General features: G+C 74.4%; 25 protein-coding genes. 10 read left to right on the top strand and 15 right to left on the bottom strand.

The window, feature by feature from the left end; translation table 11 throughout:
• Nucleotides 1-225 precede the first annotated feature (225 nt).
• Nucleotides 226-441 (top strand): hypothetical protein, encoded by a 216-nt coding sequence (locus LV78_RS17670; protein ID WP_253846356.1) that lies wholly within the window; start codon nt 226-228, stop codon nt 439-441.
• Between the two features lie 148 nt (nt 442-589).
• Here the strand turns inward: LV78_RS17670 and LV78_RS17665 are convergent, their stop codons facing one another.
• The 6 genes from LV78_RS17665 to rocD form a co-directional block, all read right to left on the bottom strand.
• Nucleotides 590-1,600 carry an LCP family protein gene (locus tag LV78_RS17665; protein ID WP_253846355.1) on the bottom strand — a complete coding sequence of 337 codons (1,011 nt, stop codon included), beginning with the start codon at nt 1,598-1,600 and terminating at the stop codon, nt 590-592.
• Nucleotides 1,601-1,679: 79 nt separating this feature from the next.
• Nucleotides 1,680-2,081, bottom strand: coding sequence for a DUF3037 domain-containing protein (locus LV78_RS17660; RefSeq protein WP_253846354.1), 402 nt, complete (start codon nt 2,079-2,081; stop codon nt 1,680-1,682).
• The gene (locus LV78_RS17655; RefSeq protein ID WP_253846353.1) at nt 2,065-2,859 is read right to left on the bottom strand and encodes a HipA family kinase; all 795 of its coding nucleotides are present in this window, start codon (nt 2,857-2,859) and stop codon (nt 2,065-2,067) included. The genes LV78_RS17660 and LV78_RS17655 overlap by 17 nt, the downstream gene beginning before the upstream one ends.
• A gap of 66 nt (nt 2,860-2,925) precedes the next feature.
• The gene (locus LV78_RS17650) at nt 2,926-3,630 is read right to left on the bottom strand and encodes a histidine phosphatase family protein (protein WP_253846352.1); all 705 of its coding nucleotides are present in this window, start codon (nt 3,628-3,630) and stop codon (nt 2,926-2,928) included.
• Nucleotides 3,631-3,659: 29 nt separating this feature from the next.
• The gene (locus tag LV78_RS17645) at nt 3,660-5,045 is read right to left on the bottom strand and encodes a DUF2252 domain-containing protein (RefSeq protein ID WP_253846351.1); all 1,386 of its coding nucleotides are present in this window, start codon (nt 5,043-5,045) and stop codon (nt 3,660-3,662) included.
• A 120-nt stretch (nt 5,046-5,165) separates the two neighbouring features.
• A complete protein-coding gene (gene rocD, locus LV78_RS17640; protein WP_253846350.1) occupies nt 5,166-6,395 on the bottom strand; it encodes an ornithine--oxo-acid transaminase in 1,230 nt (409 codons plus the stop codon).
• Nucleotides 6,396-6,636: 241 nt separating this feature from the next.
• Here rocD and LV78_RS17635 point away from each other — a divergent pair, with 241 nt between their 5' ends.
• Nucleotides 6,637-7,674 carry a lactonase family protein gene (locus LV78_RS17635; protein ID WP_253846349.1) on the top strand — a complete coding sequence of 346 codons (1,038 nt, stop codon included), beginning with the start codon at nt 6,637-6,639 and terminating at the stop codon, nt 7,672-7,674.
• 49 nt (nt 7,675-7,723) lie between these two features.
• A complete protein-coding gene (locus LV78_RS17630) occupies nt 7,724-8,605 on the top strand; it encodes an SGNH/GDSL hydrolase family protein (RefSeq protein WP_253846348.1) in 882 nt (293 codons plus the stop codon).
• Between the two features lie 42 nt (nt 8,606-8,647).
• Here the strand turns inward: LV78_RS17630 and LV78_RS17625 are convergent, their stop codons facing one another.
• From LV78_RS17625 to zapE, 3 genes are all read right to left on the bottom strand, one after another.
• Complete coding sequence (locus LV78_RS17625; protein ID WP_253846347.1) at nt 8,648-10,276, bottom strand: ABC-F family ATP-binding cassette domain-containing protein; 1,629 nt, start codon at nt 10,274-10,276, stop codon at nt 8,648-8,650.
• 197 nt (nt 10,277-10,473) lie between these two features.
• On the bottom strand, nt 10,474-10,719 hold the full coding sequence (locus LV78_RS17620) for a DUF3040 domain-containing protein (RefSeq protein ID WP_253846346.1): 246 nt from the start codon (nt 10,717-10,719) through the stop codon (nt 10,474-10,476).
• 69 nt (nt 10,720-10,788) lie between these two features.
• Nucleotides 10,789-11,796: a cell division protein ZapE gene (gene zapE / locus LV78_RS17615; RefSeq protein ID WP_253846345.1), complete on the bottom strand. Its 1,008-nt coding sequence runs from the start codon at nt 11,794-11,796 to the stop codon at nt 10,789-10,791.
• Here zapE and LV78_RS17610 point away from each other — a divergent pair.
• Both LV78_RS17610 and LV78_RS17605 read left to right on the top strand, forming a co-directional pair.
• Nucleotides 11,795-12,583, top strand: a complete 789-nt coding sequence (locus LV78_RS17610; RefSeq protein WP_253846344.1) for a pyrimidine reductase family protein — start codon at nt 11,795-11,797, stop codon at nt 12,581-12,583. The two genes, zapE and LV78_RS17610, sit on opposite strands and share 2 nt — an antisense overlap.
• Nucleotides 12,584-12,642: 59 nt before the next feature.
• Nucleotides 12,643-13,743 carry an ATP-dependent DNA ligase gene (locus LV78_RS17605; protein ID WP_253846343.1) on the top strand — a complete coding sequence of 367 codons (1,101 nt, stop codon included), beginning with the start codon at nt 12,643-12,645 and terminating at the stop codon, nt 13,741-13,743.
• Here the strand turns inward: LV78_RS17605 and LV78_RS17600 are convergent.
• Nucleotides 13,721-14,626 carry an EamA family transporter gene (locus tag LV78_RS17600; protein ID WP_253846342.1) on the bottom strand — a complete coding sequence of 302 codons (906 nt, stop codon included), beginning with the start codon at nt 14,624-14,626 and terminating at the stop codon, nt 13,721-13,723. The two genes, LV78_RS17605 and LV78_RS17600, sit on opposite strands and share 23 nt — an antisense overlap.
• Before the next feature lie 89 nt (nt 14,627-14,715).
• On the opposite strand from LV78_RS17600, the gene LV78_RS17595 reads away from it, so the two are divergent.
• Nucleotides 14,716-16,260 (top strand): alpha/beta hydrolase, encoded by a 1,545-nt coding sequence (locus LV78_RS17595; RefSeq protein WP_253846341.1) that lies wholly within the window; start codon nt 14,716-14,718, stop codon nt 16,258-16,260.
• Nucleotides 16,261-16,792: 532 nt separating this feature from the next.
• Here LV78_RS17595 and LV78_RS17590 read toward each other — a convergent pair.
• The 4 genes from LV78_RS17590 to ligD form a co-directional block, all read right to left on the bottom strand.
• Nucleotides 16,793-17,461, bottom strand: a complete 669-nt coding sequence (locus LV78_RS17590; RefSeq protein WP_253846340.1) for a DUF6319 family protein — start codon at nt 17,459-17,461, stop codon at nt 16,793-16,795.
• A gap of 234 nt (nt 17,462-17,695) precedes the next feature.
• Nucleotides 17,696-17,941: a DUF8847 domain-containing protein gene (locus LV78_RS17585; RefSeq protein ID WP_253846339.1), complete on the bottom strand. Its 246-nt coding sequence runs from the start codon at nt 17,939-17,941 to the stop codon at nt 17,696-17,698.
• A gap of 223 nt (nt 17,942-18,164) precedes the next feature.
• The gene (locus tag LV78_RS17580; RefSeq protein WP_253846338.1) at nt 18,165-18,653 is read right to left on the bottom strand and encodes a hypothetical protein; all 489 of its coding nucleotides are present in this window, start codon (nt 18,651-18,653) and stop codon (nt 18,165-18,167) included.
• Between the two features lie 133 nt (nt 18,654-18,786).
• On the bottom strand, nt 18,787-19,785 hold the full coding sequence (gene ligD / locus LV78_RS17575) for a non-homologous end-joining DNA ligase (RefSeq protein WP_253846337.1): 999 nt from the start codon (nt 19,783-19,785) through the stop codon (nt 18,787-18,789).
• Nucleotides 19,786-19,910: 125 nt separating this feature from the next.
• Here ligD and LV78_RS17570 point away from each other — a divergent pair, with 125 nt between their 5' ends.
• Together LV78_RS17570 and LV78_RS17565 are read left to right on the top strand one after the other, a co-directional pair.
• Complete coding sequence (locus LV78_RS17570; RefSeq protein ID WP_253846336.1) at nt 19,911-21,062, top strand: acyl-CoA dehydrogenase family protein; 1,152 nt, start codon at nt 19,911-19,913, stop codon at nt 21,060-21,062.
• Nucleotides 21,063-21,090: 28 nt separating this feature from the next.
• Nucleotides 21,091-22,260 carry an acyl-CoA dehydrogenase family protein gene (locus LV78_RS17565; protein ID WP_253846335.1) on the top strand — a complete coding sequence of 390 codons (1,170 nt, stop codon included), beginning with the start codon at nt 21,091-21,093 and terminating at the stop codon, nt 22,258-22,260.
• A gap of 95 nt (nt 22,261-22,355) precedes the next feature.
• Here LV78_RS17565 and LV78_RS17560 read toward each other — a convergent pair whose 3' ends face one another.
• Entirely contained in the window at nt 22,356-23,030 is a 675-nt protein-coding gene (locus LV78_RS17560) for a GntR family transcriptional regulator (RefSeq protein ID WP_253846334.1), read from the bottom strand.
• Nucleotides 23,031-23,225: 195 nt separating this feature from the next.
• Here LV78_RS17560 and LV78_RS17555 point away from each other — a divergent pair, with 195 nt between their 5' ends.
• The gene (locus LV78_RS17555; RefSeq protein ID WP_253846333.1) at nt 23,226-24,176 is read left to right on the top strand and encodes an asparaginase; all 951 of its coding nucleotides are present in this window, start codon (nt 23,226-23,228) and stop codon (nt 24,174-24,176) included.
• Between the two features lie 299 nt (nt 24,177-24,475).
• Complete coding sequence (locus LV78_RS17550) at nt 24,476-24,790, top strand: hypothetical protein (protein ID WP_253846332.1); 315 nt, start codon at nt 24,476-24,478, stop codon at nt 24,788-24,790.
• The last annotated feature ends 28 nt before the right edge of the window (nt 24,791-24,818 follow it).

The raw sequence follows: 24,818 nt of genomic DNA, 5'->3' as shown, positions 1-24,818 counted from the left end.
AATCGCGAGTGGGATCACTCACAGGCCCCGTTCACCGCCGCTGGTCACCCCGCATTCCCGAACAGCGTGTGACGACCGCCGCAACCCGCAGTGATGCGGTCCCCCGTGTGGGTTCCCAGTGAAAAAGATCGCGACGGCGCGCGTAAGGGGGACGGAAGGGGGGTAAGGACGAGTACGCTCCCTTGGTCCGATCGGGGGACGAACCGGTTAATTGGGGGTTACCAAGTGTCACTCACGCCGATCTTCGACGACCTGGTCCGCGAGTTCGAGGACATCGTCGAGGCATCCGCCCTGGTCTCATCCCTGTACGAAACCGGGTCAGCGAAGCGGATAGCCGGCTCCGACGGTGCGAGCGCGGCGACGGCCGTCGCCGAGCGCCCCGCCGCGGAGACCACGGGCAAGCGGTCCGCCGACGCGAAGAAGGTGGCCGAGCGGGCCTGACCCGCGCGGCGGAAGACGCGCTCCGGGCCCGCGGCGCACGAGCCGAGGGCCGGAGAACAGGAACGGCGCCGGGGACTCCTCCCCGGCGCCGTTCCGCGTTCACGCGCTCATCGGGACCGCGCCCGCGCAGGACCGCGCGAGCCCGCCGCTACTTCGGCTGCTGGAGCAGGTCGGCCGGAACGGCCTCGTCCTTCTCCAGCGCCCCGAACAGCCGCAGCGCGTTCTCCCGGTCCCACTGCACGACCGACCCCACGCCCGGCAGCGTCGGCGTCGAGCCGACCGGCACCGTCACGTTGTCCACGCCGCCGCTCATGCCCATCGCCATCGCCGCGAGGTGGTGCAGGTGGTCGCCGTCGCCGACCGACACCGAGTCGGTCGCCGCGAACACCAGCGGGATCGAGCGGAACGGGTTGAGCAGGGTGCCCGCGCTGGTGGCCTTGTCCGCGAGCGCGGACAGGAACGCGCGCTGGTTCTGCACGCGCTGCAGGTCGGCGGTGGCGAACGCGCGGGTGCGCACGAAGCCCAGCGCCTGCGAGCCCTCCAGCTCCTGGCACCCGGCGGGCAGGTCCAGCCCGGCCAGCGGGTCCTTCAGCGGCTCGTCGAGGCACATCTCCACGCCGCCGACCGCGTCGACCACGTTCGCGAACCCGCCGAACCCGACCTCCATGTAGTGGTCGATCCGAACACCGGTCGCGCCCTCGACGGTGCGCGCCAGCAGCGGCCCGCCGCCGAACGCGAACGCCGCGTTGACCTTGTTCTTGCCGTTGTCCGGGATGTCGACGTACGAGTCGCGCGGGATGCTCACCAGGGTCGACTTCCCCGAGCCCTCGGGGATGTGCAGCAGCATGATGGTGTCCGTGCGCCTGCCCGCGGCGTCACCGGTGGCGAGGTTCGCCTTCTGCTCGTCCGAGAGGTCGTCGCGCGCGTCGGACCCGACCAGCAGCCAGTTCGTGCCCGGCGTGTCGGCGGGCCGCCCCTCGTAGTCGGGCAGCGCGTCGCTGCGGCTGAGCGAGGTGTCGACGTACACCCACATCCCGACCACGGCGAGCAGCAGCGCCACCAGGACGAACCCGATGACCCGCCCCGGCCGCCGCCTCCGCCTCACCGGCGCCTGGCGGTAACCAGGGCTCTGCTGGTGCCCGTGATGGCCAGCACTCATGTCGATTCCCCGATCCGTCTGGGCTCTAGGTGCCTCACACCGGTAGACGCGGCGCGGGCCCGCAGGTTGCCAGGGAACCCTAGTGGTCGCCCAGCGGACGGGGTGGCAGCACCAGCGCCTCCAGCAACCGCTCCAGCTCCGCCTCGGGGTCCTCGGTGAGCCCGGTGTGGGTGGGCGAGGCCTGGACGATGGTGCTGCGCGGCGCGGTCAACCAGCGGAAGCGCTGCCCTGCGGTGGTGCGGGAGACCGGTCCGGCCGCGCGGTCGCCGGTGCAGGACAGGCCGAGGTGGGCGAGGCTGTCGCGCAGCAGCTCCACGTCCAGGTGCGGGTCGAGGGCGAGCAGGCGCGCCTCGTCCACGTGCACCCGCGCGCCGAGGAACCCGAGCGGGGCGCTGTAGAGCAGCACCCCGACGTTGGCGAACTCGCCGCGCTCCTGCCGGGGGACGGCGCGCAGCAGCGCGTACTCAAACACGTGCGGCACGGGCGGCCTCCAGCTCGTCGACCCACGTCCTGGGCGCGCGCAGCCGCGCGGTGAGGAAGTCCCGGTAGGCCGAGCGGACCCGGTCGGCTCCGGGGAACTGCTCGTCGTCCTCCAACCACCGGTCGGGCACCAGCGCGAGCACCTCGTCCAGCAGCTCGGGGGTGATCGCGGCGGACAGCTCGCCGTCCACTTCGGACAGCGCGCCCGCGAACGGCAGCATCAGGTGGTCGGCCGCGTCGAACCGGTAGCGGTCGGCCGGGAACCGGTCGGCGCGCCACGAGTGGTGCGGGTAGAGGGCGGCGCCGTGGTCGATCAGCCACAGCTTCCGGTGCCACAGCAGGGTGTTCGGGTTGCGCCAGCTCCGGTCGACGTTGAGGACCAGGCCGTCGAGCCAGAGCAGCCGGGTGGCCTCGGCGGTCTCCGGGGCGCGCACGACGGGGTTGTAGTCGAACGAGCCGGGCAGGTAGTCGAGCCCGACGTTGAGGCCGCCGCTGGCGCGCAGCAGCTCCTGCACCTCCTGGTCGGGCTCGGAGCGGGCCAGCTCCGGGTCCAGCTCGACCAGGACGATCTCCGGGACGCGGAAGCCGAGGCGGCGGGCCAGCTCGCCGACGACGATCTCGGCGACGAGCACCTTGACGCCCTGGCCCGCGCCCCGGAACTTCAGCACGTACATGCCGAGGTCGTCGGCCTCGACGAGCCCCGGCAGGGAACCGCCCTCCCGGAAGGGCGTGACGTATCGGGTGGCCGCGACGGTGCGCAGCCCGGTTGGCGAGTTCACCGGCACATCATCGACGGCGGTCGCGGGGGCGCGCCAACGAGTAGCCCTGCGGGCGACCCGGCGGCCTCACAGCCCGCCGACCGCCAGCGGGTCGAGGTCGCCCAGGTGCTCGGTGGTGTGCGCGACGCGCAGCAGGTAGCCGTCGCCGACCTGCTCCCACGCGGTCAGCGAGGCGTTCGGCACGACGGTGGTGCGCGCGTACTCCAGCAGCTCCGGCTCGGGCACGCCCTCCAGGAGGTAGCGCAGCAGCAGCGCGGTCACCTCGTGCGCGACGAGCAGCACCCGCTTGCCGCCGTGCTGCCGCTCCAGGTCGCCGAGCAGGGACCGCAGCCGCAGCGCGACGTCCGCCCAGGACTCGCCGCCCGGCGGCCGGTAGTAGAACTTGCCGAGCCTGCGCTTGCGGGCCAGCTCGTCCGGGTAGCGGTGGGCGAGGCCGCGCCGGGTCAGCAGGTCGAGCGCGCCGAGCTCGCGGTCGCGCAGCCGCTCGTCCACGAGCGCGTCGGGGTGGTCGGGCAGGGCGAGCATGGCGGTGTGCAGCGCCCGGCGGCACGGGGAGGCGACCACGACGTCCGGCAGCTCGCCCGCCGGGAGGGCGGCGAAGTGCGCGGCGAGGGCGGCGCCCTGGCGCTCGCCCTCCTGCGACAGCGGGACGTCCACGTCGCGCTCGTCGATGTCGATGAAGTGGAGGGCGCTCGACTCGGCGACCTCCCTGGCCACGTTCCCTGTGCTCTCGGCGTGCCTGATGAGCCCGACCCACGAGAAGTCCGTCACGCCGGCAACGTACCCGCGCGGGGTGCCCGTTACCCGTGTTCCACGCCGAGGGAGGGGAACACGCCCGATTGGACCGCCCGGACGAACTCCGCGTGGTCCGCACGGGTGCGGTCCGCGTAGTCGACGGCGTGACCGGCGAAGGCCTCGTCGAACTCCTCCCCCGCGCCGGTGAAGTAGCCGTCGAGCAGCCGGGGGTCCAGGGAGCGGCTGTGCGCGCGGGCGAGCAGGGCGCCCGCGAACCGGCCGTAGTCCTCCAGCTCGCCGCGCTTGAGCAGGGTCGGGTCGATCTCGCCCTTGCGGTTGCGGAACTGCCGGACGATGAACGGCCGCCCCTGCACGGTGGTCCAGCCGAGCAGGATGTCGGTCTCGGCCTGCACGAGCCGGGCGCCGTGCACGATCCGCTTGCCCTCGTGCTTGGCGGGCGGCAGGCCGAGGAACGGGGCGAGCGCGGACGGCCTGGCCTCCTTGACCTGGAGCACGAGGGCCTCGTCGGCGTTGCCGTGCATCAGGACCAGGTAGCTGCGCAGCCCGACGCTGCCGGTGCCGACGACGCGGAAGGCCACGTCGGACACGCCGTAGCGCATGATCAGGTTGTAGCGGGACTCGCGCAGGGTGTCCACGTAGGACGGCAGCGCGTCCACGACGGCCTGCGCGGTGTCCTCGGCGACCCGGTCGAGCACGGGCGGGTCGGTGACGAACCGCCAGTGCCCGTCCGCGCGGGTGGTCCACTTGGCGGCGACCCTGGCGCTGGTGTTGCGGCGGGCCTTGGCGGCGGCCTTGGCGAACTCCTCGCCCAGGTCGTCGGCCTTGGCCCTGGACAGCACGGACTCGTCGCCGAGCGCGCTCCAGGACTCCAGGAACGGCAGGGCGGCGAGGTGCCGGACGGCGCCCCGGTAGGCGCGCGCGGCGTCCTCCGCGGCGCTGCGGCAGCCCTTCTCGGACACCCCGCCCTCGCGCCCGGCGAGCACCAGCGAGGTGGCGAGCCGCTTGAGGTCCCACTCCCACGGGCCGGGGAGGGTCTCGTCGAAGTCGTTGACGTCCATGACGATCTTGCCCTCGGGCGTGCCGTACAGCCCGAAGTTGGCCGCGTGCGCGTCGCCGCACAGCTGCGCGGTCGGCCCGCTGCGGGGCCCGGCGGCCAGGTCGCCCGCCATCAGGCCCGCGCTGCCCCGGAAGAAGGCGAACGGGGAGACCAGCATCCGCTGGACGCGCAGCGGGACGAGGTGCGGCAGGCGTCCCTCGTTCGTGGCGGTCACGTAGTCCACGACGGAGGGTCGGTCGGCGGCCAGGACGGCCTCCCGGTGCGCCTCGGGCCCGGTGGTGGCGCGCAGCTCGCGGCCACGCGCCCGCACCTCGTCCGGCTCGGTCCACCGACCGAGCGCCTCGGCCGCCAACGCCCGCTTGCGCTCACCCATGCGGACGATGATGCGCGCACGGGGGCGGTGATCGCCCCGGATTGCCCAACTTCCCCGGAATCGCTGGGGGACAAAGCACCCGAGTCGGACGAACCGTCCTACCGGGACGCTCGCGGGGCCCTAGCGGGACAGGACCTCGCCCAGCGCGTCCACCCCGTGGTCCAGCTCCGCGCGGGTGACCACGAGCGGCGGCGCGACGCGCAGGGTGGTCTCGCGGGTCTCCTTGCACAGCACGCCCAGCCCGGCCAGCGCCTCGGACACCTCGCGCCCGGTCGGCCCGCCCGCCGACAGCTCGACGCCCGCCCACAGGCCGCGCCCGCGCACCTCGTCCACCCCGTGCCCGACCAGCTCGCCCAGCCGCGCGTGCAGGTGCGCGCCCAGCTCGCGGGAGCGCTCCTGGAACTCGCCGGTGGCCAGCAGGCGCACCACCGCGAGCCCGACCGCGCAGGCCAGCGGGTTGCCGCCGAAGGTCGAGCCGTGCTCGCCGGGCCGCAGCACGTCCAGCACGGCGTGCGAGCCGACCACGGCGGACACCGGCACGATGCCGCCGCCGAGGGCCTTGCCGAGGGTGTAGAGGTCGGCGCGCACGCCCTCGTGGTCCAGGGCCAGCACCTCGCCGGTGCGGCCGAGCCCGGACTGGATCTCGTCCGCGACCAGCAGCGCCCCGGCCCGGTCGCACACCGCGCGCGCCCCGGCCAGGTAGCCGGCGGGCGGCACGATCACCCCCGCCTCGCCCTGCACCGGCTCCAGCAGCACGGCGGCGGTGCGGTCGGTGACGGCGGCCTCCAGCGCGGCCAGGTCCCCGTACGGGACGACCCGGAAGCCGGGCGTGAACGGCCCGTAGTCGGCGCGGGCGCTCTCGTCGGTGGAGAACGACACGATCGTGGTGGTGCGGCCGTGGAAGTTCGAGCCCGCGACGACGATCTCGGCCTGGTCGGCGGGCACCCCCTTGACCCGGTAGGCCCACTTCCTGGCGACCTTCACCGCGGACTCGACCGCCTCGGCCCCGGAGTTCATCAGCAGCGCGACCTCGGTGCCGGTCAGCTCGGCCAGCTCCCGGCAGAACGGACCGAACCGGTCGTGGTGGAACGCCCGGCTGGTGAGCGTGACCCGGCCGAGCTGCTCGACGGCGGCGGCGACGAGCGCCGGGTGCCGGTGCCCGAAGTTGAGCGCCGAGTAGCCCGCCAGGAAGTCCAGGTACCGGCGCCCCTCGACGTCGGTCACCCAGGCCCCCTCGCCGTGCGAGAGCACGACGGGCAGCGGGTGGTAGTTGTGCGTGCTCCAGCGCTCGTCGAGGTCGATGAAGTCCGAGGCGGTGCGCGGGGCGGCGTGGTGGGCGGTGGCGGTCATGTCTTCAGGCTAGAGGTCATGTGGTGGCGTTTTCAGCCGTCAGGTATTGCGCTTCCGGTGCGTTCATTGCGCAATCGGGCGATTTCCCGGCGATCCGTTGCACACGGTGTCGGCGCACCGGCCGGACGGGTGGCGCACCTAGGATTCGGCGGTGGGGCGGACGGGTACTGCGCCGTTCGGGGCCGCGCCGGTCGCGGACGCGCCGCGCCGGTCCCGCTGGAACCGAGGAACGGGGTTGCTGATGACCGAGACCGGTACCGGGAGCGCTGCGGTGTTCCTGGGCACCTACACGACCTGGGAGGGCGGCGGCGAGGGCATCGGCCTGGCCGCCTACGACCGCGCGAAGGGCGTGCTCACCCACACCGGGGTGGTCGCCGACGTGCCGAACCCGTCCTTCCTGGTCCGCGCGGGCGACCGGTTGTACGCGGTCAACGAGCAGGAGGACGGGGCCGTGACCGCGCTGGCGATCGGCGCGGACGGCGTGCCGGTCGTGCTGAACCGGCGGTCGACCGGCGGGGCCGACCCGTGCCACCTGGTGCTGCACGAGGGGCACCTGCTGGCCGCCAACTACACCTCCGGCAGCGTCTCGGCGCACCCGGTGCTGCCGGACGGCTCGCTCGGCGAGCGCACCGACCTGGTGCGGCACGAGGGCTCGGGCCCGAACCGGGACCGGCAGGAGGGCCCGCACGCGCACCAGGTGGTCGTGGACCCGACCGGCCGGTTCGTGCTGGCGGTGGACCTGGGCGCGGACTCGGTGCTCACCTACCGCCTGGTCGGCGGGAGGCTGGAGCACGTCGCCACCGCGCGCACGCACGCCGGGGCGGGCCCCCGGCACCTGGCGTTCCACCCCGGCGGGCGGTTCGCGTACGTCGCGAACGAGCTGGACTCGACGGTCACGGTCGCGTCGTACGCCGACGGCGTGCTCACGCCGGGCGCGGTGCTGAGCACGCTGCGCGAGGAGCTGCCCGAGGGCGGCGAGAACTACCCGGCGGAGATCCTGGTGTCCCCGGACGGGCGGCACGTCTACGTGTCGAACCGGGGCCACGACAGCATCGCGGTGTTCCAGGTGCTCGACGACGGCGCGGGCCTGGAGCTGAGCGCGCTGGTCCCCGCGTGGGGCGCGTACCCGAGGCACCTGGCGTTCGACCCGACCGGGGCGCTGCTGTTCGCCTCGAACCAGAACTCGAACACGGTGGCGACCTTCGAGCTGGACGGGGCCGGACTCCCCGTGCCCACCGGCACCTGGCCGACGCCCGTTCCGGTGTGCGTCACCTTCTGACGGGTTAACGGGCTGCGGCGGCGGGCGGGCGCGGTGGTAGGTCCGGTGCATGAAGATCCTGGCGGCAGCGCTGATCGCCGCGCTCGTGCCCCTCGCATCGGTTTCCACAGCGCTCGCCTCGCCCGCGGAAGCGCAAGCAGCAGAGCCCCAGGTGGCCACCGGCTCCGCGCTCACCGAGGACTCCGCCCCGGTGGTCGCGGAGGTCTCCGGTGACCCGGTCGCCGGGGCCCGCATCCGCCCCGAGCACCTGGCGCTCGGCGACTCGTTCGCGTCGGGCCTCGGCGCGGGGTCCGAGTCCGGCGCGTGCAGGCGCAGCCAGGCCGCGCACCCGGTGCTGTGGGCGGCGCGGCTGAACTCGTCGCTGTCGTTCCAGGCCTGCACGGGCGCGTCGACCGCCGACGTCGCGCGGCAGGTCGCGGCGGGCGTGAACTCCGAGACGTCCTCGGTGACCCTGACCGTGGGCGGCAACGACGCCGGGTTCACCGAGGTGATGACCACCTGCACCACCGGCACCGACTCGTCCTGCGCCCGCAGGGTCGCGGCGGCCGAGCAGTTCATCCGCGCCGAGCTGCCCGCCCGGCTGGACGCGGCCTACGCGGCGGTCAGGGCCCGCACCCCCGCGCCGGTCGCGGTGGTCGGCTACCCGAGGCTGTTCGAGGAGGGCTTCTGCCTGCTCGGGCCGTCGGCGGCCAGGCGCGCGGCGGTGAACCGGGCGACCGACCTGATCGTCGCGACCACCGCCGCCCGCGCCAAGGCCGCCGGGTTCTCGTTCGTGGACGTGCGCCCGGCCTTCCGGGGGCACGGCGTCTGCGGCGGCTCGCCGTGGGTCAACGGCGTCTCCCTGCCGGTCAACCGCTCCTACCACCCGAACCGCGCCGGTCAGCAGGCCTACGCGGCAGCGCTGCGGGCCGCGCTGCTCCCGGCGGGCTGACGCCTGCGGCGCCGGGTCACCGCGACCCGGCGCCGCCGCGCCTCAGCGCGCCCGCTTCACCCGCTGCTCGTCCCACACCGGCTCGTCCACCTCGACCACCTCGCCGTCCGACCGGAACAGCAGGAACCGGTCGAACGAGCGGGCGAACCACCGGTCGTGGGTGACCGCCACGACCGTGCCGGTGAACTCCTCCAGCGCCTGCTGCAACGCCTCGGCCGAGTTCAGGTCCAGGTTGTCGGTCGGCTCGTCGAGCAGCAGCAGCGTCGCCCCGGACAGCTCCAGCAGCAGGACCTGGAACCGCGCCTGCTGCCCGCCGGACAGGTTGTCGAACAGCTGGTCGCCGCGCTCGGACAGCCCGTACCGGCTGAGCACCGACATCGCCGCGCCCCGGTCGAGGCCCTTGCGGTCGCCCTCGCCGTGCCACAGCACGTCCACGAGCGTGCGGCCGAGCCACTCCGGGTGCTGGTGGGTCTGCGCGAACAGCCCTGGCACGACCCGCGACCCGAGCCGCAGCGAGCCGGTGTGGGCGACGTCGCCGCCCGCCAGCAGCCGCAGGAAGTGGCTCTTGCCGGACCCGTTGGAGCCGAGCACCGCGACCCGGTCGCCGAAGAACACCTCGGTGTCGAAGGCCTTCATCAGCCCGGTCAGCTCCAGCGCCTCGCAGGTCACCGCGCGCACGGCGGTGCGCCCGCCGCGCAGCCTGGGCGCGACCCGCTCCTGCACCGGCATCTCCGGCGGCGTCCCGCCCTCCTCGAACCTGCGCAGCCTGGTCTGCATGGCCCGGTACTTGGCGGCCATCACCTCGCTGATCGTGGCCTGCACCTGGAGGGTGCGCACCAGCTCCTTGAGCCGGTCGTGCTCGTCCTCCCAGCGCTTCCACTCCTCGGCGAGCCGCTCGATCCGGGCGGCGCGCGCCTCGTGCCAGGTGCCGAACGAGCCGGTGTGCACCCACGCGCCGTGCGCCTCGACGGTGACCACGTGCGTCGCGGCCTCGGCGAGCAGCTCCCGGTCGTGGCTGACCAGCAGCACCGACTTGCCGGTCTCCACCAGCCGCTGCTCCAGCCACCGCTTGCCCGGCACGTCCAGGTAGTTGTCCGGCTCGTCGAGCAGCAGCACCTGCTCGGGCCCGCGCAGCAGCGCCTCCAGCACGAGCCGCTTCTGCTCGCCGCCGGACAGCGTCCTGACCTCGCGGAACCGGGCCCGCTCGAACGGCACGCCGAGCGCGGCGACGGTGACCACGTCCCACAGCACCTCGGCCTCGTAGCCGCCCGCCTCGCCGTAGGCGACGAGCGCGGAGGCGTAGCGCATCTGGGTCGGCTCGTCGTCGGCCTCCATGAGGGCCAGCTCGACGGCGTCCAGCTCGGCGGCGGCGGTGCGCAGCGCGGCCGGGGACGCGGAGAGCAGCAGGTCGCGCACGCTGCTCTCGTCCCGCACGGACCCGACGAACTGGGGCATCACCCCCAACCCGCCCTGCACCCGCACCGAGCCGGCGGCCGGGGACAGGTCCCCGGAGATGATCTTGAGGAGCGTCGACTTGCCGACGCCGTTGGCGCCGACCACCGCCACCACGGAATTCGCGGCGACCTTGAACGAGACGTCGCGGAACAGCTCCCGCCCGTCGGGGAGCCGGTAGGCGAGACCGTTCGCATCGAGGAAACCCACGGGCCCCATGCTCGCTCACCGCGCGAGCGCGGCGCGACGCATTTCCGGCCGGGGCGGGGTTGGTGACCCGATCGTCACCGGGAGCGGTCGCTCGGACGGGTGAGGCGAGGGTCTTCAGGACGGGCCGTCGCGGCGGTCGACAACCGCGACGGTCCCACGCGCGATCCGGGAGCCGAACCCCTCCCCGGTCCACCTCGGAGCAGGCGCTACTTCCAGGTCGTGTGGCTGAACAGCAGCACGACGAGACCGAACGAGATCGACCCGACCCCGTCCCAGAAGGCGCCCAGCGTCATCAGGACGATCCCCAGCGCCAGGAACGCGGCGGTGAGCGCGTAGCCGACCGTGGGCCTGGTCGGCTTGCCGTCGACGAGCGCGGAGGCGAGCGCCGGTTCCTCCCCCGCGAGTCTGGACTCGATCTCCTGCAGCGTCTTGCGTTCCCGCTCGCTCAGCATCGGCGCTCCTCCCGCGGACTCCCAGGCCCCGCACGAGTACCCGGCGGGAAGCGCGCCGACACTCGTCCATCAGCGGGAAAGCGCGACCAGCCTGGACACCGCCCGCAGGTACTTCTTGCGGTAACCGCCGGTGAGCATCTCCTCGGTGAACAGCTCCGACAGCGGCTGCCCGGAGACGGCGACCGGGATGTCCCGGTCGTAGAGCCGGTCACCCAGCGCGACCAGCCGCAACGCGACCGACTGATCGGGCGCGGCGTGCACGCCCTTCAGGTGAACCGCGGTGACCCCGTCGAGCAGCCGCCCGTAGCGGGACGGGTGGACCTTGGCGAGCTTCGCGCACAGCGCCCCGAAGTCGTCCAGCGTCGAGCCGGGCGTGGCCTCGGCCCTGGCGACCAGCTCGTCGTCGCCCATCGGGTCGGGCGCGTCGGGCAGCCCCCGGTGCCGGTAGTCGGGCCCGTCCACCCGGACCACCTCGAACCGCGCGGCCAGCTTCTGGATCTCCCGCAGGAAGTCGGCGGCGGCGAACCGGCCCTCGCCGAGCTTGTCCGGCAGCGTGTTGGAGGTGGCCGCGACCGCGACCCCGGCCTCGGTCAGCTCCTTGATGAGCCTGCCGACCAGCATGGTGTCGCCGGGGTCGTCCAGCTCGAACTCGTCGATCGCGAGCAACCGGTGGTCGCCGAGCCTGCGCACCGTCTCCACGAACCCGAGGGCCCCGACCAGGTTGGTGACCTCGACGAACGTGCCGAACGCCTTGGGACCGGGCACCGCGTGCCACAGCGAGGCCAGCAGGTGCGTCTTGCCCACCCCGAACCCGCCGTCCAGGTACAGCCCCGGCGCGGGACCGCTGTCCCGCTTGCCGAACAGCGACCCGAGCCACCCCTTGCGCTCGCCACCGGCGCCGATCCGCCCGGCGAACTCCGCGCAGGCCGCGACGGCCGCGGCCTGGCTGGGCTCGTCCGGGTTGGGCGCGTAGGTGTCGAAGCGGACCGCGTCGAAGTGCGGTGGCGGGACCATCGCCCCGACTAGTTCGTCCGGTGCGACCTGCGGATCGCGTTCGACCAGGCTGGGGGCGGGCATGGCGGGGAGCCTAACGCCGTGCTGGGATGGGTCGGTGCAGAAGCTGTGGCCGGGGAGCGGCGCGGAGAGCAACATCACGGACGCGGAGCTGGAGCGGCTCTACGACCACCCTGCGGACCTGGACCGCCCGTGGGTGCAGGTCAACTTCGTGGCCAGCGCCGACGGCGCGATGACCGTGGACGGCCGCTCCGGCGGCCTGGGCGGCGCGGCCGACCAGAAGGTGTTCGCCCTGGGCCGCGACCTGGCCGACGTCGTCCTGGTGGGCGCGGGCACCGCCTCGGCCGAGGGCTACCGGGGCGTGGTGGCCGGGAAGGCGCGGGCCGAGCGCAGGGCGCGGCTGGGCCTGGCCCCGATCCCGCCGATCGCGGTGGTGAGCGGCCGGTGCTCGCTGGAGCCGGACTCGCCGCTGCTCACGGACACCCTGGTGCCGCCGATCGTGCTGACCACCTCGGAGGCCCCGGCCCGGCGGCGCGCGGAGCTGTCCGAGGCGGGCGCGGACGTGGTGGTGGCGGGCGAGTCCTCGGTCCACCCCGCGCTGGCCCTGCGCGCGCTGGACGAGCGCGGCCTGCGCCGGGTGGACTGCGAGGGCGGGCCCGCCCTGTTCGCGTCCCTGATCGCGGCGGACCTGGTGGACGTGCTGTGCCTGACCGTGGCCCCGCTGCTGGTGGCGGGCGGCGCGGGCCGGATCGGCGCCGGTGTGCCGTCGGCGGTGCCGCGCGGCATGGAGCTGTCCTCGGCGCTGCACGACGAGGGCTACCTGATGCTCCGCTACGCGCGGGCCAGGTAGCCCACGATCCCGCGCGCGCCCGGACGTCCCGTTCCGGACCGACCGAGTCAGGAGACCGAGTGCCGCTCCCGCTGACCCCGCCCGTGCAGCCGATGCTGGCCACCAGCGCGGACGCCATCCCCGCCACCTCCGACCTGCTCTTCGAGCCCAAGTGGGACGGCTACCGCTGCCTGGTCTTCCGCGACGGCCCCGAGGTGGTCCTCCAGTCCCGCAGCGGCAAGCCGCTGAACCGGTACTTCCCCGAGGTGGAGGCCGCCCTGCGCGACTCCGCGCTCCCGGCCCGCGTGGTGCTGGACGGCGAGCTGGTCGTCTCCCTCGGCGGGCGGCTCGACTTCGACGCCCTCACCGAGCGGATCCACCCGGCGGCGAGCCGGGTCGCGCTGCTCTCCGAGCGGACCCCGGCCGGTTTCGTGGCGTTCGACCTGCTCGCCCTGGGTGACGAGGTCCTGCTCGACCGGCCGACCTCGCACCGGCGGGCGGCCCTGGAGGACGTGCTCACGCCGTCCGGCTCGCTGCACCTGACCCCGTGCACCGGGGACGTCGAGCTGGCGCGGCGCTGGTTCGGCCTGTTCGAGGGCGCGGGCCTGGACGGGGTGGTCGGCAAGCCGGTGGCCGGCGCCTACCTGCCGGGCAAGCGGGCCATGGTGAAGGTCAAGCACGCCAGGACCGCCGAGTGCGTGGTGGCCGGGCTGCGCTGGCACAAGGACACCGAACCCGGCACGGCGGTCGGCTCCCTGCTGCTCGGCCTGCACGACGACGCCGGGGTGCTGCACCACGTCGGCGTGGTCGGCTCGTTCAAGGCGGCCGAGCGCCGGGCGCTGGCCGAGGAGCTGTCCCCGCTGATCACCGGGGGCGAGCACCCCTGGGTCGGCCACTCGGACGGGCGCCGCTCGCCGGGGGAGGAGAACCGCTGGCGCAAGCAGTCCGACTGGACCCCGCTGACCCCCGAGCGCGTCCTGGAGATCTCCTACAGCCAGACCGAGGGCGCGGCGCCCGCCCGGCTGCGCCACAACGGGCAGTTCCGCCGCTGGCGCCCGGACCGGGAGGCCGCCTCCTGCCGCTACGACCAGCTCGACCAGCCCGCCCGCTACGACCTGGCCGCCGTGCTCCGGGGCGAGGTCAGGGAGGCGCCGGACCTCAGCGCCGAGCGCTCCGGGTAGCCCCCACCGACGCGGCCACCACGCACCCCACCGCCACCCACTGCGCCCAGTCGAGCCGCTCCCCCAGCAGCACCAGCCCGGCCAGCGCGGCGGCGGCCGGGCCCAGGCTCATCAGCACCCCGAACGTCTTCGACGGGATCCGCCGCAGCGCCTCCAGCTCCAGCGAGTAGGGCACCACCGACGACAGCAGCGCCACCCCGAGCCCGACCAGCAGCACGTGGGGGTCGACCAGCTGGGCGCCCGCCGACCCGATCCCGAACGGCAGCGCCACCAGCGACCCGACCACCATCGCCAGCGCCAGCCCGCTCCCCCCGCTGGTCCGCCCGCCCACGGCGGCCGACAGCAGGATGTACGCCGCCCAGCACGCGGCGGCGGCCAGCGCGAACGCCACCCCGGCGAACGAGAGCCCGCCGTCCGCCCTGGCCAGCATCAGCACCCCGCCCCCGGCGAGCACAGCCCACACCCCGTCCACCCAGCGCCGGGACCCGAGCACCGCGACGGCCAGCGGCCCGAGGAACTCGATGGTGACCGCCGCGCCCAGCGGGATGCGCTCGATCGCCTGGTAGATGAGCAGGTTCATCGTCCCCAGGACCACCCCGAACCCGCCCACCACCGCCCAGGTCCGCGCGGGCATCCGCACCGACGGCCGCCACACCGCCAGCAGCACGAGCGCGGCCAGCACCAGCCGCAGCGTGACCGCGCCCGCCGACCCGACCTGGGCGAACAGGTTCTTGGCCACGGCCGCCCCCACCTGCACGCTGATCACCCCCACCAGCAGCAGCGCGGTGGGCGGGACGGCGGCGGCCCCCCTCGCCAGCGCGGCGGAGGCGGCGCCCAGGGGCGAGCGGGGGGCGGGACTGCTGTCGACGTGCGCGGTGACCACGCCCCATCCTCCCCCGTGGCTCTCACTGAAGTCTCACCTGGACTGTGTGACTCTTTGCGATGTCCGTCGTCTGAGAGGTGGGAACGACTGTGCCGCGTCGGCGTCACGCCGCCCTGTTCCTGGTGGCACTGAGCGCGCTGGCGGCGTGCAGCGCGGGCCCGTCGACCCGGCCGGTGATCGCCGTGCGTGGTGGCGGGGACGGTCAGGCGCCGCCCACCTCGGCGTCCGGGACGCGGGAGCTGCCCGGTCTGGAGGACTTCGGCGGCCGGATCGACTGGTCCGACTGCACCGCCGTGACCAGGACCAGGATGAGCGGCGACGTCCCCACCGGCGGGCTGACCTACGACTGCGCGCGGTTCAGCGCCAGGCTGGACGCGCCGAGCAGGCCGGGGCGCGGGACGTTGCAGGTCGAGCTGCTGAAGGTCGGGTCGGGCAAGAGCGCGCTGGTCGTGCTCGGCGACCCGGACGGCGAGCCGGGCACCGTCCTTGCCGCCAGGATGGCCGCCGCGCTGCCCGCCGACCTGCTGCGGACGTTCACGCTGATCGGGATGGACCGCCGGGGCACCGGCAGCTCGGACGGCGTGCAGTGCGTGCCGGGGGCGGCTCGGCTGGGGATCGTCGAGTCGGACCCCGGCGTCGCCTCGCAGGAGCGGCTGCTGGAGCACGTCGGGCGGGCCAGCCAGGAGTGCGTGCTGGACATGGAGAACCAGCTGACCGCGCTGGACAGCTGGCGCACGGCCGCCGACCTGGAGCAGCTGCGCGTCGAGCTGAAGGTCGACCACCTGAACGCGATCGGGGTCGGCGACGGCTCGAAGGTGCTGACCACGTACGCCGCGCGGTACCCGTCGGCGGTGGGGCGGTTCGTGCTGGACGGGGCGCCGGACCCGACGCTGGACGTGATGGGCGTCGCCGAGGCCAAGGCGGTGGCGGCGCAGGAGGCGTTCGAGGCGTTCGCCGCGGACTGCGCGGTGCGCGGGTGCGCGCTGGGGGCCGACGCGGAGAAGCGGTTCACGGCGCTGCTGGAGAAGCTGCGGTCGACCCCGCTGCGGGACTCGACCGGGATCGACGTGACGGCGGGCACCGCGACCAGGGCGGTGCTGGTCGGGCTGGCCGACCGGGGGCGCTGGGCGGAGCTGGCCGACGCGCTGGTGTCGGCCGAGGGCGGTGACGGGGCGCCGCTGGTGCGGTTCGTCGCCCCGCTGGTGGGCGGCACCGAGGCGGACCCGCCCCGGCTGGACGCGGGCATCGTGACGACCTGCAACGACACCTCCTCGCGGGTGCCACCCGAGCGGGTGGCGGCGCTGGCGGAGGACTGGGGGAGCAAGCACCCGCTGTTCGGGGCGTGGCACGCGCGGCAGCTGCTGGTGTGCGGGCCGTTCCCGGTGCCGCAGCTGGACAAGGCGCCGAAGCTGGAGCAGGTGCCGCCGGTGCTCGTGGTGAGCACGGCCGCCGACCCGGTGACACCCGAGGCGGGGACCGAGCGGGTCGCCCAGTCGCTGCCCGGCGGGGTGCTGGTCGGCTGGCAGGGCGGTGGGCACGGGGCGCTGGTGAACTCGGCCTGCGCGGCGGGGTTCGCGAAGGACTTCCTGGTCGACGGGAAGACGCCGTCGAACAACACCGTGTGCCCGCCGTGATCGGGACTTGGTGACGGTTGGTGACCGGTCGGGGGTGCGGACGGGGGCTTCGAGAGCCCCGGACGTGCCCCCTCCGGCGTTGTCGGGCCGGTTTTCCGGGGTCCGCTCGGGGGCGCTCGCGGTGCTCACCCCGAACCGTTCCGCGTTCTCGCGGGGTTGTGAGGGGGTGCGCGCGGTGAACGCCCGCGAGGGCTCGCCCCGGACGCGGACCGGCCCCGGCCGCGCGGGGTGCGCGACCGGGGCCGGAACCCGTTCGTCCTCGTCAGCAGCTGGAGCAGCAGCCGCACCCAGGGCCGGTGCAGCCGCCGCAGCAGCCGCAACCCCCGGCCGCGGGCCGCTCCGCCGCCGTGCTCTCTACCGCCATGATTGACCTCCCCGTGTCGAGCGGTCCTACCCGCTCCCGAAGGTATTTCGCCCTCACCGTGCGCTCTACCGCTGCGCAGGGGAAGTACCCTCACCCGATCGCGGAGTGCAGATCACCACGGAGTAGCACTGAGTGGTCACCGGGCTGAGCGTTCCGGCGACACCGGGGTCACTCGGACAGCTCGTCCAGCGCCCGCTGCGCCGCCTCCAGCTCGGTCCGCAGCTGCTCGACGCGGGCCAGGTGCTTCTCCCGCGCCGCGGCGAGCACGCCCTCGACCGCCTCGTGCACCTCGGGCAGCAGCGACCGGGCCGCCTGGGCGACCAGCGCGGCGGAGATGGGCGCCGCGCGCAGGGTGCGCTTGCTGCCGCTCTGCACGTCCACGGTCCACTCGCCGTCGGCGGTGGAGTTGAGCGTGACCGTCACCTCGACGCCCCGGACGGGCTTCTTCGGCGCGGTCTTCGCGGCGGGCTTGGGCTTGGCGGGCGGCGGTTCGGGCGTGTAGATGTGCTCGACCGGGCCCGGTTCCACCGACGCGGCAGCCACCGGGGCGGCGGCGGGCGGCGGCGGGGGCGGGGCGGGCTCCTTCTTGCGGGGGGCGGGTTTCTCCAGGGTGAGCTCGGCCGGGGAGAAGGACAGCTCGTCCCTGGCCCCGGTCGGGCGGACCTGGATGAAGTCGCCCTCGGGCGGGTCGGTGAGCGCCAGCACCTTCGCCGACTTGCCCGCCTCCATCCCCACCGCCGAGGCGGTGAACCACACCGGGGGCTGCCGACCCGCGTCGAGTTCAGCCCGCAGGTGGTCGAGGTCCTCGGGGGACAGACTCTGCTTGGCCTTGGCCATCGGCACCTCCACTGATCAACTTCTTCGGGGTGCAGCTTGCCCTACGGCACCGACATTCCCGGCGGGTGGCTGCCCCTCGCGCACGCGGGGCCACCACTGTGCGACCGCACGACTGCGGAGCGCAAGGAGGCGGTTGGCTTTGCGGCGCAAGGGAAATCGAGCCGGGATCCGCGGGCGGGCGGCCGAGGGGCCGCCGAGTCCACAGTGGATGATCACCAAGGCGGGGCCGGGACGTCAGCCCGCACACCCGCCGCCGCCGTCGTCCCCGTCGCCGCTCTCGTCCTCGCCCTCGACCCGGAGCCGGTACTCGCACCCGTACTCGACCGCGTAGTGCAGGTCGTAGTGGTGCACGATCTTGGGCCCACCGTGCAGGTGCACGTGCTTGACCGTGGGCCGAGGCTCGGGCCCAGGCCGCGCGACCGAGTCGACCCGCCCGTCGAGCGGCCCGCCGACGTACCGGACGACGTAGGAGTCCACCACCTGCCCACCTCCTCGGGACCGACCGACAACCCGGTCCATGGTACGAGAGGAGCAGCGCCCGATCGACCGCCCGACCGGGACTTCCGCCGGTCGGCGCAACTTTCGCGAGGCCGTGAGCAGGGATGACGCCGTACCCGCCTCAAACGATCTTGAAAACACGCACGCGCGCCGGGGACTTCGCCCGCCGAAGCCAAAGCACCTCACCGCGCCGGGCGGGGTCCCGTCACTCCCCGATCTTCTTCGCGCTCAACGTGATCGCGGTCGAGCAGTCCACCACCTGCCCCGCAGCGGCGCTCTGCCCGGTGGTCACCCAGTTCCGGTCGTAGAGCAGCATCCGCCCCCGCCCGGTGGCGTCCTCCTCGTGCAGCAGGTACAGCCCCGCCGCCTGCATGGTGTCCTGCGCGGTCTGGTGGACCATGCCCACCACGTCCGGCACCACGCACGTCTCCACCGGGGACGGCTCGGGCAGTGGAGCGGGCTCCGCCGCGCTGACCGCCGCCGCGCCCACCGAGGTGGCGGGCGTGGTCGTCGTCGTGGGCGTGGCCGCCGCGGTCGGCAGGACCGGCACCCCGGTGGACCGCTCGGCGACCCCGGCGCCACCGCCCCGCAGGTTCGCCACCAGCCCCAGCACGACCAGCACCCCGATCACCCCCGCGACCCACAGCGCGGCACGCGGCGGCTTCGACCCGCTCGGCGGGAACTGCTGGACCACGGCGACCTCCAGGTGAACGGGACACCCGGAGGTCGTGGGCGGCCGGACCGCCGTTACCGGCCCACGCCCCGCCCGCCCGCGTTCCCGCAGCTCACCCGAGCCACCTCCACCCGATCCAGCGACCCCGCCCCGCTCACTCCGCCTTCCGCGCCTTCGACGGCTGCACCCGAGGCGGCTCCCCCGGCATCTTCGGGTAGTCCGGCGGGTAGGGCATCTCCCCCCGCGGATCGTCCGCGTACCACCCCAGCAGCTCCTCGATCCCGAACGCCTCCCCGTCCAACCCGGCGTGCGGGTCACCCACGTCGCTCAGGTAGTCCGGCACCGTCCGCACGTCGAACGCCACCGGGTCCACCTCCCCCAACGTCCCCCACGTCACCGGCGTCGACACCGTCGCCCCCGCCGTCCCCCGCACCGACCACGCCGACGCGATCGTCCGGTCCCGCGCCGCCTGGTTGAAGTCCAGGAACACCTTCCGCCCCCGCTCCTCCTTCCACCACGACGTCGTCGCCAGGTCGGGGACCCGCCGCTCGACCTCGCGCCCCAGCGCGATCACCGCGTGCCGCACCGCCACGAAGTCCCACTCCGGCCGGATGCGCACCGCCACGTGCACGCCGCGCCCGCCGGAGGTCTTCGGGTACCCGGTCATCCCCAGCTCCGCCAGCACCTCCCGCAGCACCCCCGCCACCTCCACCGCCTCGCGGAACCCGGTGCCCGGTTGCGGGTCGAGGTCCACGCGCAGCTCGTCCGGGTGGTCGGTGTCGTCCGCTCGCACGGGCCACGGGTGGAAGTCCAGCGTGCCCAGGTTCGCCGCCCACGCGAGCACCGCCGCCTCGGTCGGCCGCACCTGCTCGGCGGGCCTGCCGGACGGGAAGCGCACCCCGACCGTCCGCACCCACTCGGGCGCGCCCTTGGGCACCCGCTTCTGGTAGAACGCCTCCCCAGCCACCCCGTCCACGAACCGCTTGAGCGTGGTCGGCCGGTCCCGCAGGACGGCCAGCAGGGGGTCCGCGACGGTCAGGTAGTACTCGACCACCTGCCGCTTCGTGATGCCCCGTTCGGGGAAGTAGACCTTGTCCGGGTTGGACACCCGGACCGCGCGCTCGCCAACGGTGAGTTCCAGAGCCTGGGCCACGGCCGGAGCGTAGCGGCGGGGACCGACAGCGGCGCGGCGGAAGATCCCGAAGTCCCGCCTTGCCGGGCCCGCGCGCCCCGCCCTACGTTGGACCGCCGGGAGCCCAACGACGGGAGGCCGCGACCGTGGACCTGAGCCTGTCCGCCGAGCACCGGCAGCTGCGCGAGGTGGCCAGGGCGTTCACCGCCGACCGGATCACCCCGCACGCCGCGCGCTGGGACCGCGACGAGGCCATCGACCGCGACCTGGTGCCCGCGCTGGGGGAACTGGGGTTCCTGGGCGTCGGCGTCGCCGAGGAGCACGGCGGCAGCGGCGGCGACCACCTCGCCTACTGCCTGGTCCTGGAGGAGCTGGCGGCGGGCGACTCGGCGGTGCGCGGCATCGTCTCGGTGTCGCTGGGCCTGGTCGCCAAGACCATCGCGCGCGCGGGCACGGACGCGCAGCGCGAGCGCTGGCTGCCGGGGCTGTGCTCGGGCGCGCTGCTGGGCTGCTTCGCGCTGACCGAGCCCGACACCGGTTCGGACGCCGCCTCCCTCGCCACCTCGGCCACGCGGGTCGCGGGCGGGTGGCGGCTGAGCGGCCGGAAGGTCTTCATCACCAACGGGACGTGGGCGGACGTCGCCCTGGTGCTCGCCCGCACCGGCGGGCCGGGCCCGCGTGGGATCACCGCGTTCCTGACGCCCACCGACTCCCCCGGCTTCACCGCGCGCGAGATCCGGGGCAAGCTCGGGATGCGCGGCCAGGCCACCGCCGAACTGCTGCTCGACGACGTCGAGGTCCCCGACGACGCGGTGCTCGGCGAGGTGGGCGCGGGGTTCGCGCTGGCGATGGCCGCGCTGGACCGGGGCCGCATGTCGGTGGCCGCCGGGTGCGTCGGCGCGGCGCGGGGCGCGCTGGAGGCGGCGCTGCGGTACGCGCGGGAGCGGGAGCAGTTCGGCAGGCCCATCGCCGGGTTCCAGCTGGTGCAGGAGCTGCTGGCGGACATGGCCGTGGAGACCGACGCGGCCAGGCTGCTGACCTGGCGGTGCGCGGACCTGGCCGACCGGGGCGAGCCGTTCCGCACCGAGGCGTCCATGGCGAAGCTGTACGCGAGCGAGGCGTCGGTGCGGGTGGCCGACCGGGCGGTGCAGGTGCTGGGCGGGCACGGGTACCTGGACGACCACCCGGTCGCCAAGCACCTGCGGGACACCAGGGTCACCACGCTGTACGAGGGCACCAGCCAGATCCAGAAGCTGCTGATCGGCAGGGCGCTGACCGGGGTCAGCGCGTTCACCTGAGGGCGTCGGCCCGCTTGGGAGGCAACGGATGGACTTCGCGCTCGACGAGGAGCAGACGCAGGTCCGGGACTGGGTGCGGGAGTTCGTGCGCCGGGAGATCACCCCGCTGGAGCCGGAGGTGCTGCGGCGCGAGCGGGCCGGGCAGCCGGGGCTGACCGGCGACGAGCTGGCCGAGCTCCAGGCCAAGGCCCGCGCGTCGGGGTTCTTCGGCGTGCTCACGCCGCAGGAGTACGGCGGGATGGGGCTGGGCGCGGTGATGGCGGCGCTGCTGGAGACCGAGCTGGGGCGCTCGTTCGTGCCGTTCCGGTTCGGCGGCGCGGCCGACAACATCCTGTTCCACGGCAACGCGGAGCAGAAGGAGCGCTACCTGCTGCCGACGATCTCCGGCGAGCGGCTGTCCTGCTTCGCGATCACCGAGCCGGGCGCAGGGTCGGACGCGAAGGCGATCCGGACGTCCGCGCGGCGCGACGGCGACGACTGGGTGATCAGCGGCGAGAAGACGTTCATCACCGGCGGGCACGAGGCCGACTTCGCGATGGTGTTCGCGGTGACCGACCGGGACAAGGGCGCCGACGGCGGCGTCACCTGCTTCCTGGTGGACCGGGACATGGGGTGGCGGTCGGAGCCGATCTCCACGATGGGCCAGTGGGGTCCGGCGGCGCTGGTGTTCGACGGGGTGCGGGTGCCGTCGGAGAACGTGCTGGGCGAGGTCGGCGGCGGGTTCCGGTTGGCCATGCAGTGGATCGGGCAGGGCCGGTACCTGCTGCCCGCGCGGGCGCTCGGGTCGTGCGAGCGGCTGGTGGAGATGGCGGTCGAGCAGGCGCGGAACCGGGTCACGTTCGGCAAGCCGATCGCCGAGTACCAGGCGATCCAGTGGATGATCGCCGACTCCGCGGTGGAGGTGGAGGCGCTGCGGTGGCTGGTGCTGCACGCGGCGTGGCTGGTCGACCAGGGCGCGGACTCGCGGCACGCGCAGTCGATCGCGAAGCTGTACGGCGGGGTGAAGGCGAACGAGATCGTGGACCGGGTGCTCCAGATCCACGGCGGGATGGGGTACACGCGGGAGCTGCCGGTGGAGCGGTGGTACCGGGAGCTGCGGCTGCTGCGGATCTACGAGGGGACGGACGAGATCCAGCGGCGCACGATCGCGCGGAACCTGCTGAAGGGACACGCGAAGGTCACCGGCTCGCTGGGGTGACCAGGGCGCCGGGTGATCCGGCGGCGGGGTGATCCGGCGGGGCCCGCGACGTGCGCGAGCGGACGGGCGGTGGCGTGGGCCGCCCGCCCGCGTGCTCAGCCCTGCTCGTCCTCGGCGTCCGCCTCGGCCCCGACGGCGGCGATCAGCTGCGCGCACACCCGTCGCAGGTGCGTCCGCATGACCTCGGCGGCCCGCTTCCCGTCACCGGCCTCGATCGCGTCGACCAGCGCCTCGTGGTCGTCCAGCGACGCGTTCTGGTGCGGCGGGTCGTCGCGCAGCGCGCTGCGGAGCAGCACCACCCGCTGCTGGACCAGCTTCACCTGCTCGGTGATCCGGGGGCTGGCCGCCGCGTCCAGCAGGGTGCGGTGGAACGCCAGGTCCAGGTGGTGCGGGAACCGCTTGCCCGCCTTGTGGGTCCGCCGCGACTCGGCGCAGACCGCGCGCATCCCGGCCAGGTCGCCGTCGCTGCGCCGGGCGGCGGCCAGCTCGGCGGCGGCGCACTCCAGCGCGGTGCGCAGCTCGAACAGCGCGGTGACCTCGGCGGCGTCGGCGACGGGCACGTACGCGCCCCGGTTCGGCACGAGGACCAGCAGCCCCTCGGACGCCAGCTGCCGGATCGCCTCGCGCACCGGCCCCCTGCTGATGCCGAGGTTCGCGGCGACCTCGACCTCGTTCAACCGCTGCCCGGCGGCGACCTCACCGGACAGGACGAGCTCGCGCAGGGCGTCCACGGTCTGGCCAGTGAGCCCCAGGGGGGTCGGCGGTGTCACGGAAGTCTCTCTAGCACATCGACTTCTCGTGCTGTTAACTGCCAACAGTTGACAGCTTGCCCCAAACGGACCAGCGCGACCGCCGTCGGACGACGACCCCGGCGCCGGGCTCCGATCACCAAGTGTCAACAGTTGACAGTCAACAGTTGGCAGTTCCAGGCGCCGGTGACCGGCGGTTCAGCGAGGAGGACGGACATGGCGCACGAGCTGGTCGCCGAGGTGTGGCGCGGGGACTTCCTGGAGTCGGTGCACCACGGCTCGGTGGTCGCGCTGGACCCGTCCGGCACGGCGGTGCTCTCGGTCGGCTCGCCCGACGAGGTGTGCTACCCCCGGTCGTCGAACAAGCCGGTCCAGGCGCTCGCGATGCTCCGCGCCGGGCTCGACCTGGACCACGAGCTGCTCGCGCTGGCCTGCGCCAGCCACTCCGGCGAGGACTTCCACGTCGACGGCGTCGAGCGGATCCTGACCGGCGCCGGTCTCGGGTTCGGCGACCTGCGGTGCACGCCCGGCCTGCCGATCGGCGAGCGGGCGCTGGTCGCGCACCACGCGCTGGGGCGGGGCGCCGAGCCCCGGTACATGAACTGCTCCGGCAAGCACGCGGCGATGCTGGCGACCTGCGCGGCGAACGGCTGGTCCACCGCCGACTACCTCGACCCGGCCCACCCGCTGCAGACCGCGATCGCCGGGACCCTCGCGGAGCTGGCGGGCGAGCCGGTGGGCGCGATCGGCGTCGACGGCTGCGGCGCGCCGCTGCTCGGGATCAGCCTCACCGGCCTGGCCAGGGCGTTCGGGGCGATCGCGAGCGCGGAGCCCGGCACGCCCGAGCACCGGGTCGCGACCGCCATGAGCGGGCACCCGGAGTGGGTCGGCGGCACCGGTCGGGACGTGACGGCGCTGATGCGCGCGCTCCCCGGCGCGGTCGCCAAGGACGGCGCGGAGGGCGTGTACGCGATCGGGCTGCCGGACGGCTCGGCGGCGGCCTGCAAGATCGCCGACGGGTCCAGCCGGGCCCGGCCGGTGGTGCTGGCGGCGGCGCTGCGCGCGCTGGGCGCGGACGTGCCGGAGGCGCTGGCCTCGGCGCCGGTGCTCGGCCACGGCAGGCCGGTGGGCGCGATCCGCCCGGCGTTCGCCGCCGTCCCGGCCTGATCGAGGACCAGGGCGTCCGCGCGCTCCACCTGGGGGTGAGCGCGCGGACGCCCGACCGGCCACCGGCCGCCACTGCCCGGTGAATCACCAGAGGCCCCGACCCCGTCGCGGAGCAGCGGCGGGCACCCGAGCAACCGGGCGCCGACGGGGCCGTCCGGAGCCGGGGAAATGTCCGCTGAACAGCGGGAACACCCCCGTTGCCACACGTTCGGCCCACACCGGCCCCACCCGGTCCCGCCGCTCCCGAACCGCTCCTCCGGCTCACTGGCGCGCGATCGCTCCCGCACTACTCTGAGCGCATGGCCAGCGCGCACGCCGCCGACTCACCCGACGACCTGCCGTCGACCAGCGTCGACGACGAGCTGATCGGCCTCGACCCCGACGACCCCGAGACCAGGGCGTTCGCCGCGCACCTCGACCGGATGCGCAGGGAGCGCCCCACCTACACCGTGGAGGGCTCGCTCGCGGGCGTGTCGGACTTCGCCGACTCGGCGAACCGGGCGGGCGGGCTGCGCAGGCAGGGGGCGGTGCTGATCGTGGTGCTGATCCTGCTCGGCGCGGGCGCGGGCGTCTGGTACAGCCTCGGCGACATCCTCGCCACCCTGTTCGACTAGCGGGGCTCGACCTGCGGCCCCGGCCGGC

It is taken from the genome of Actinosynnema pretiosum, from assembly GCF_024171695.1.
Classification (GTDB): Bacteria; Actinomycetota; Actinomycetes; order Mycobacteriales; family Pseudonocardiaceae; genus Actinosynnema; species Actinosynnema pretiosum.
Note: the sequence above shows the minus strand (reverse complement) of the source record. Positions and strands in the feature narration are given on the sequence as shown.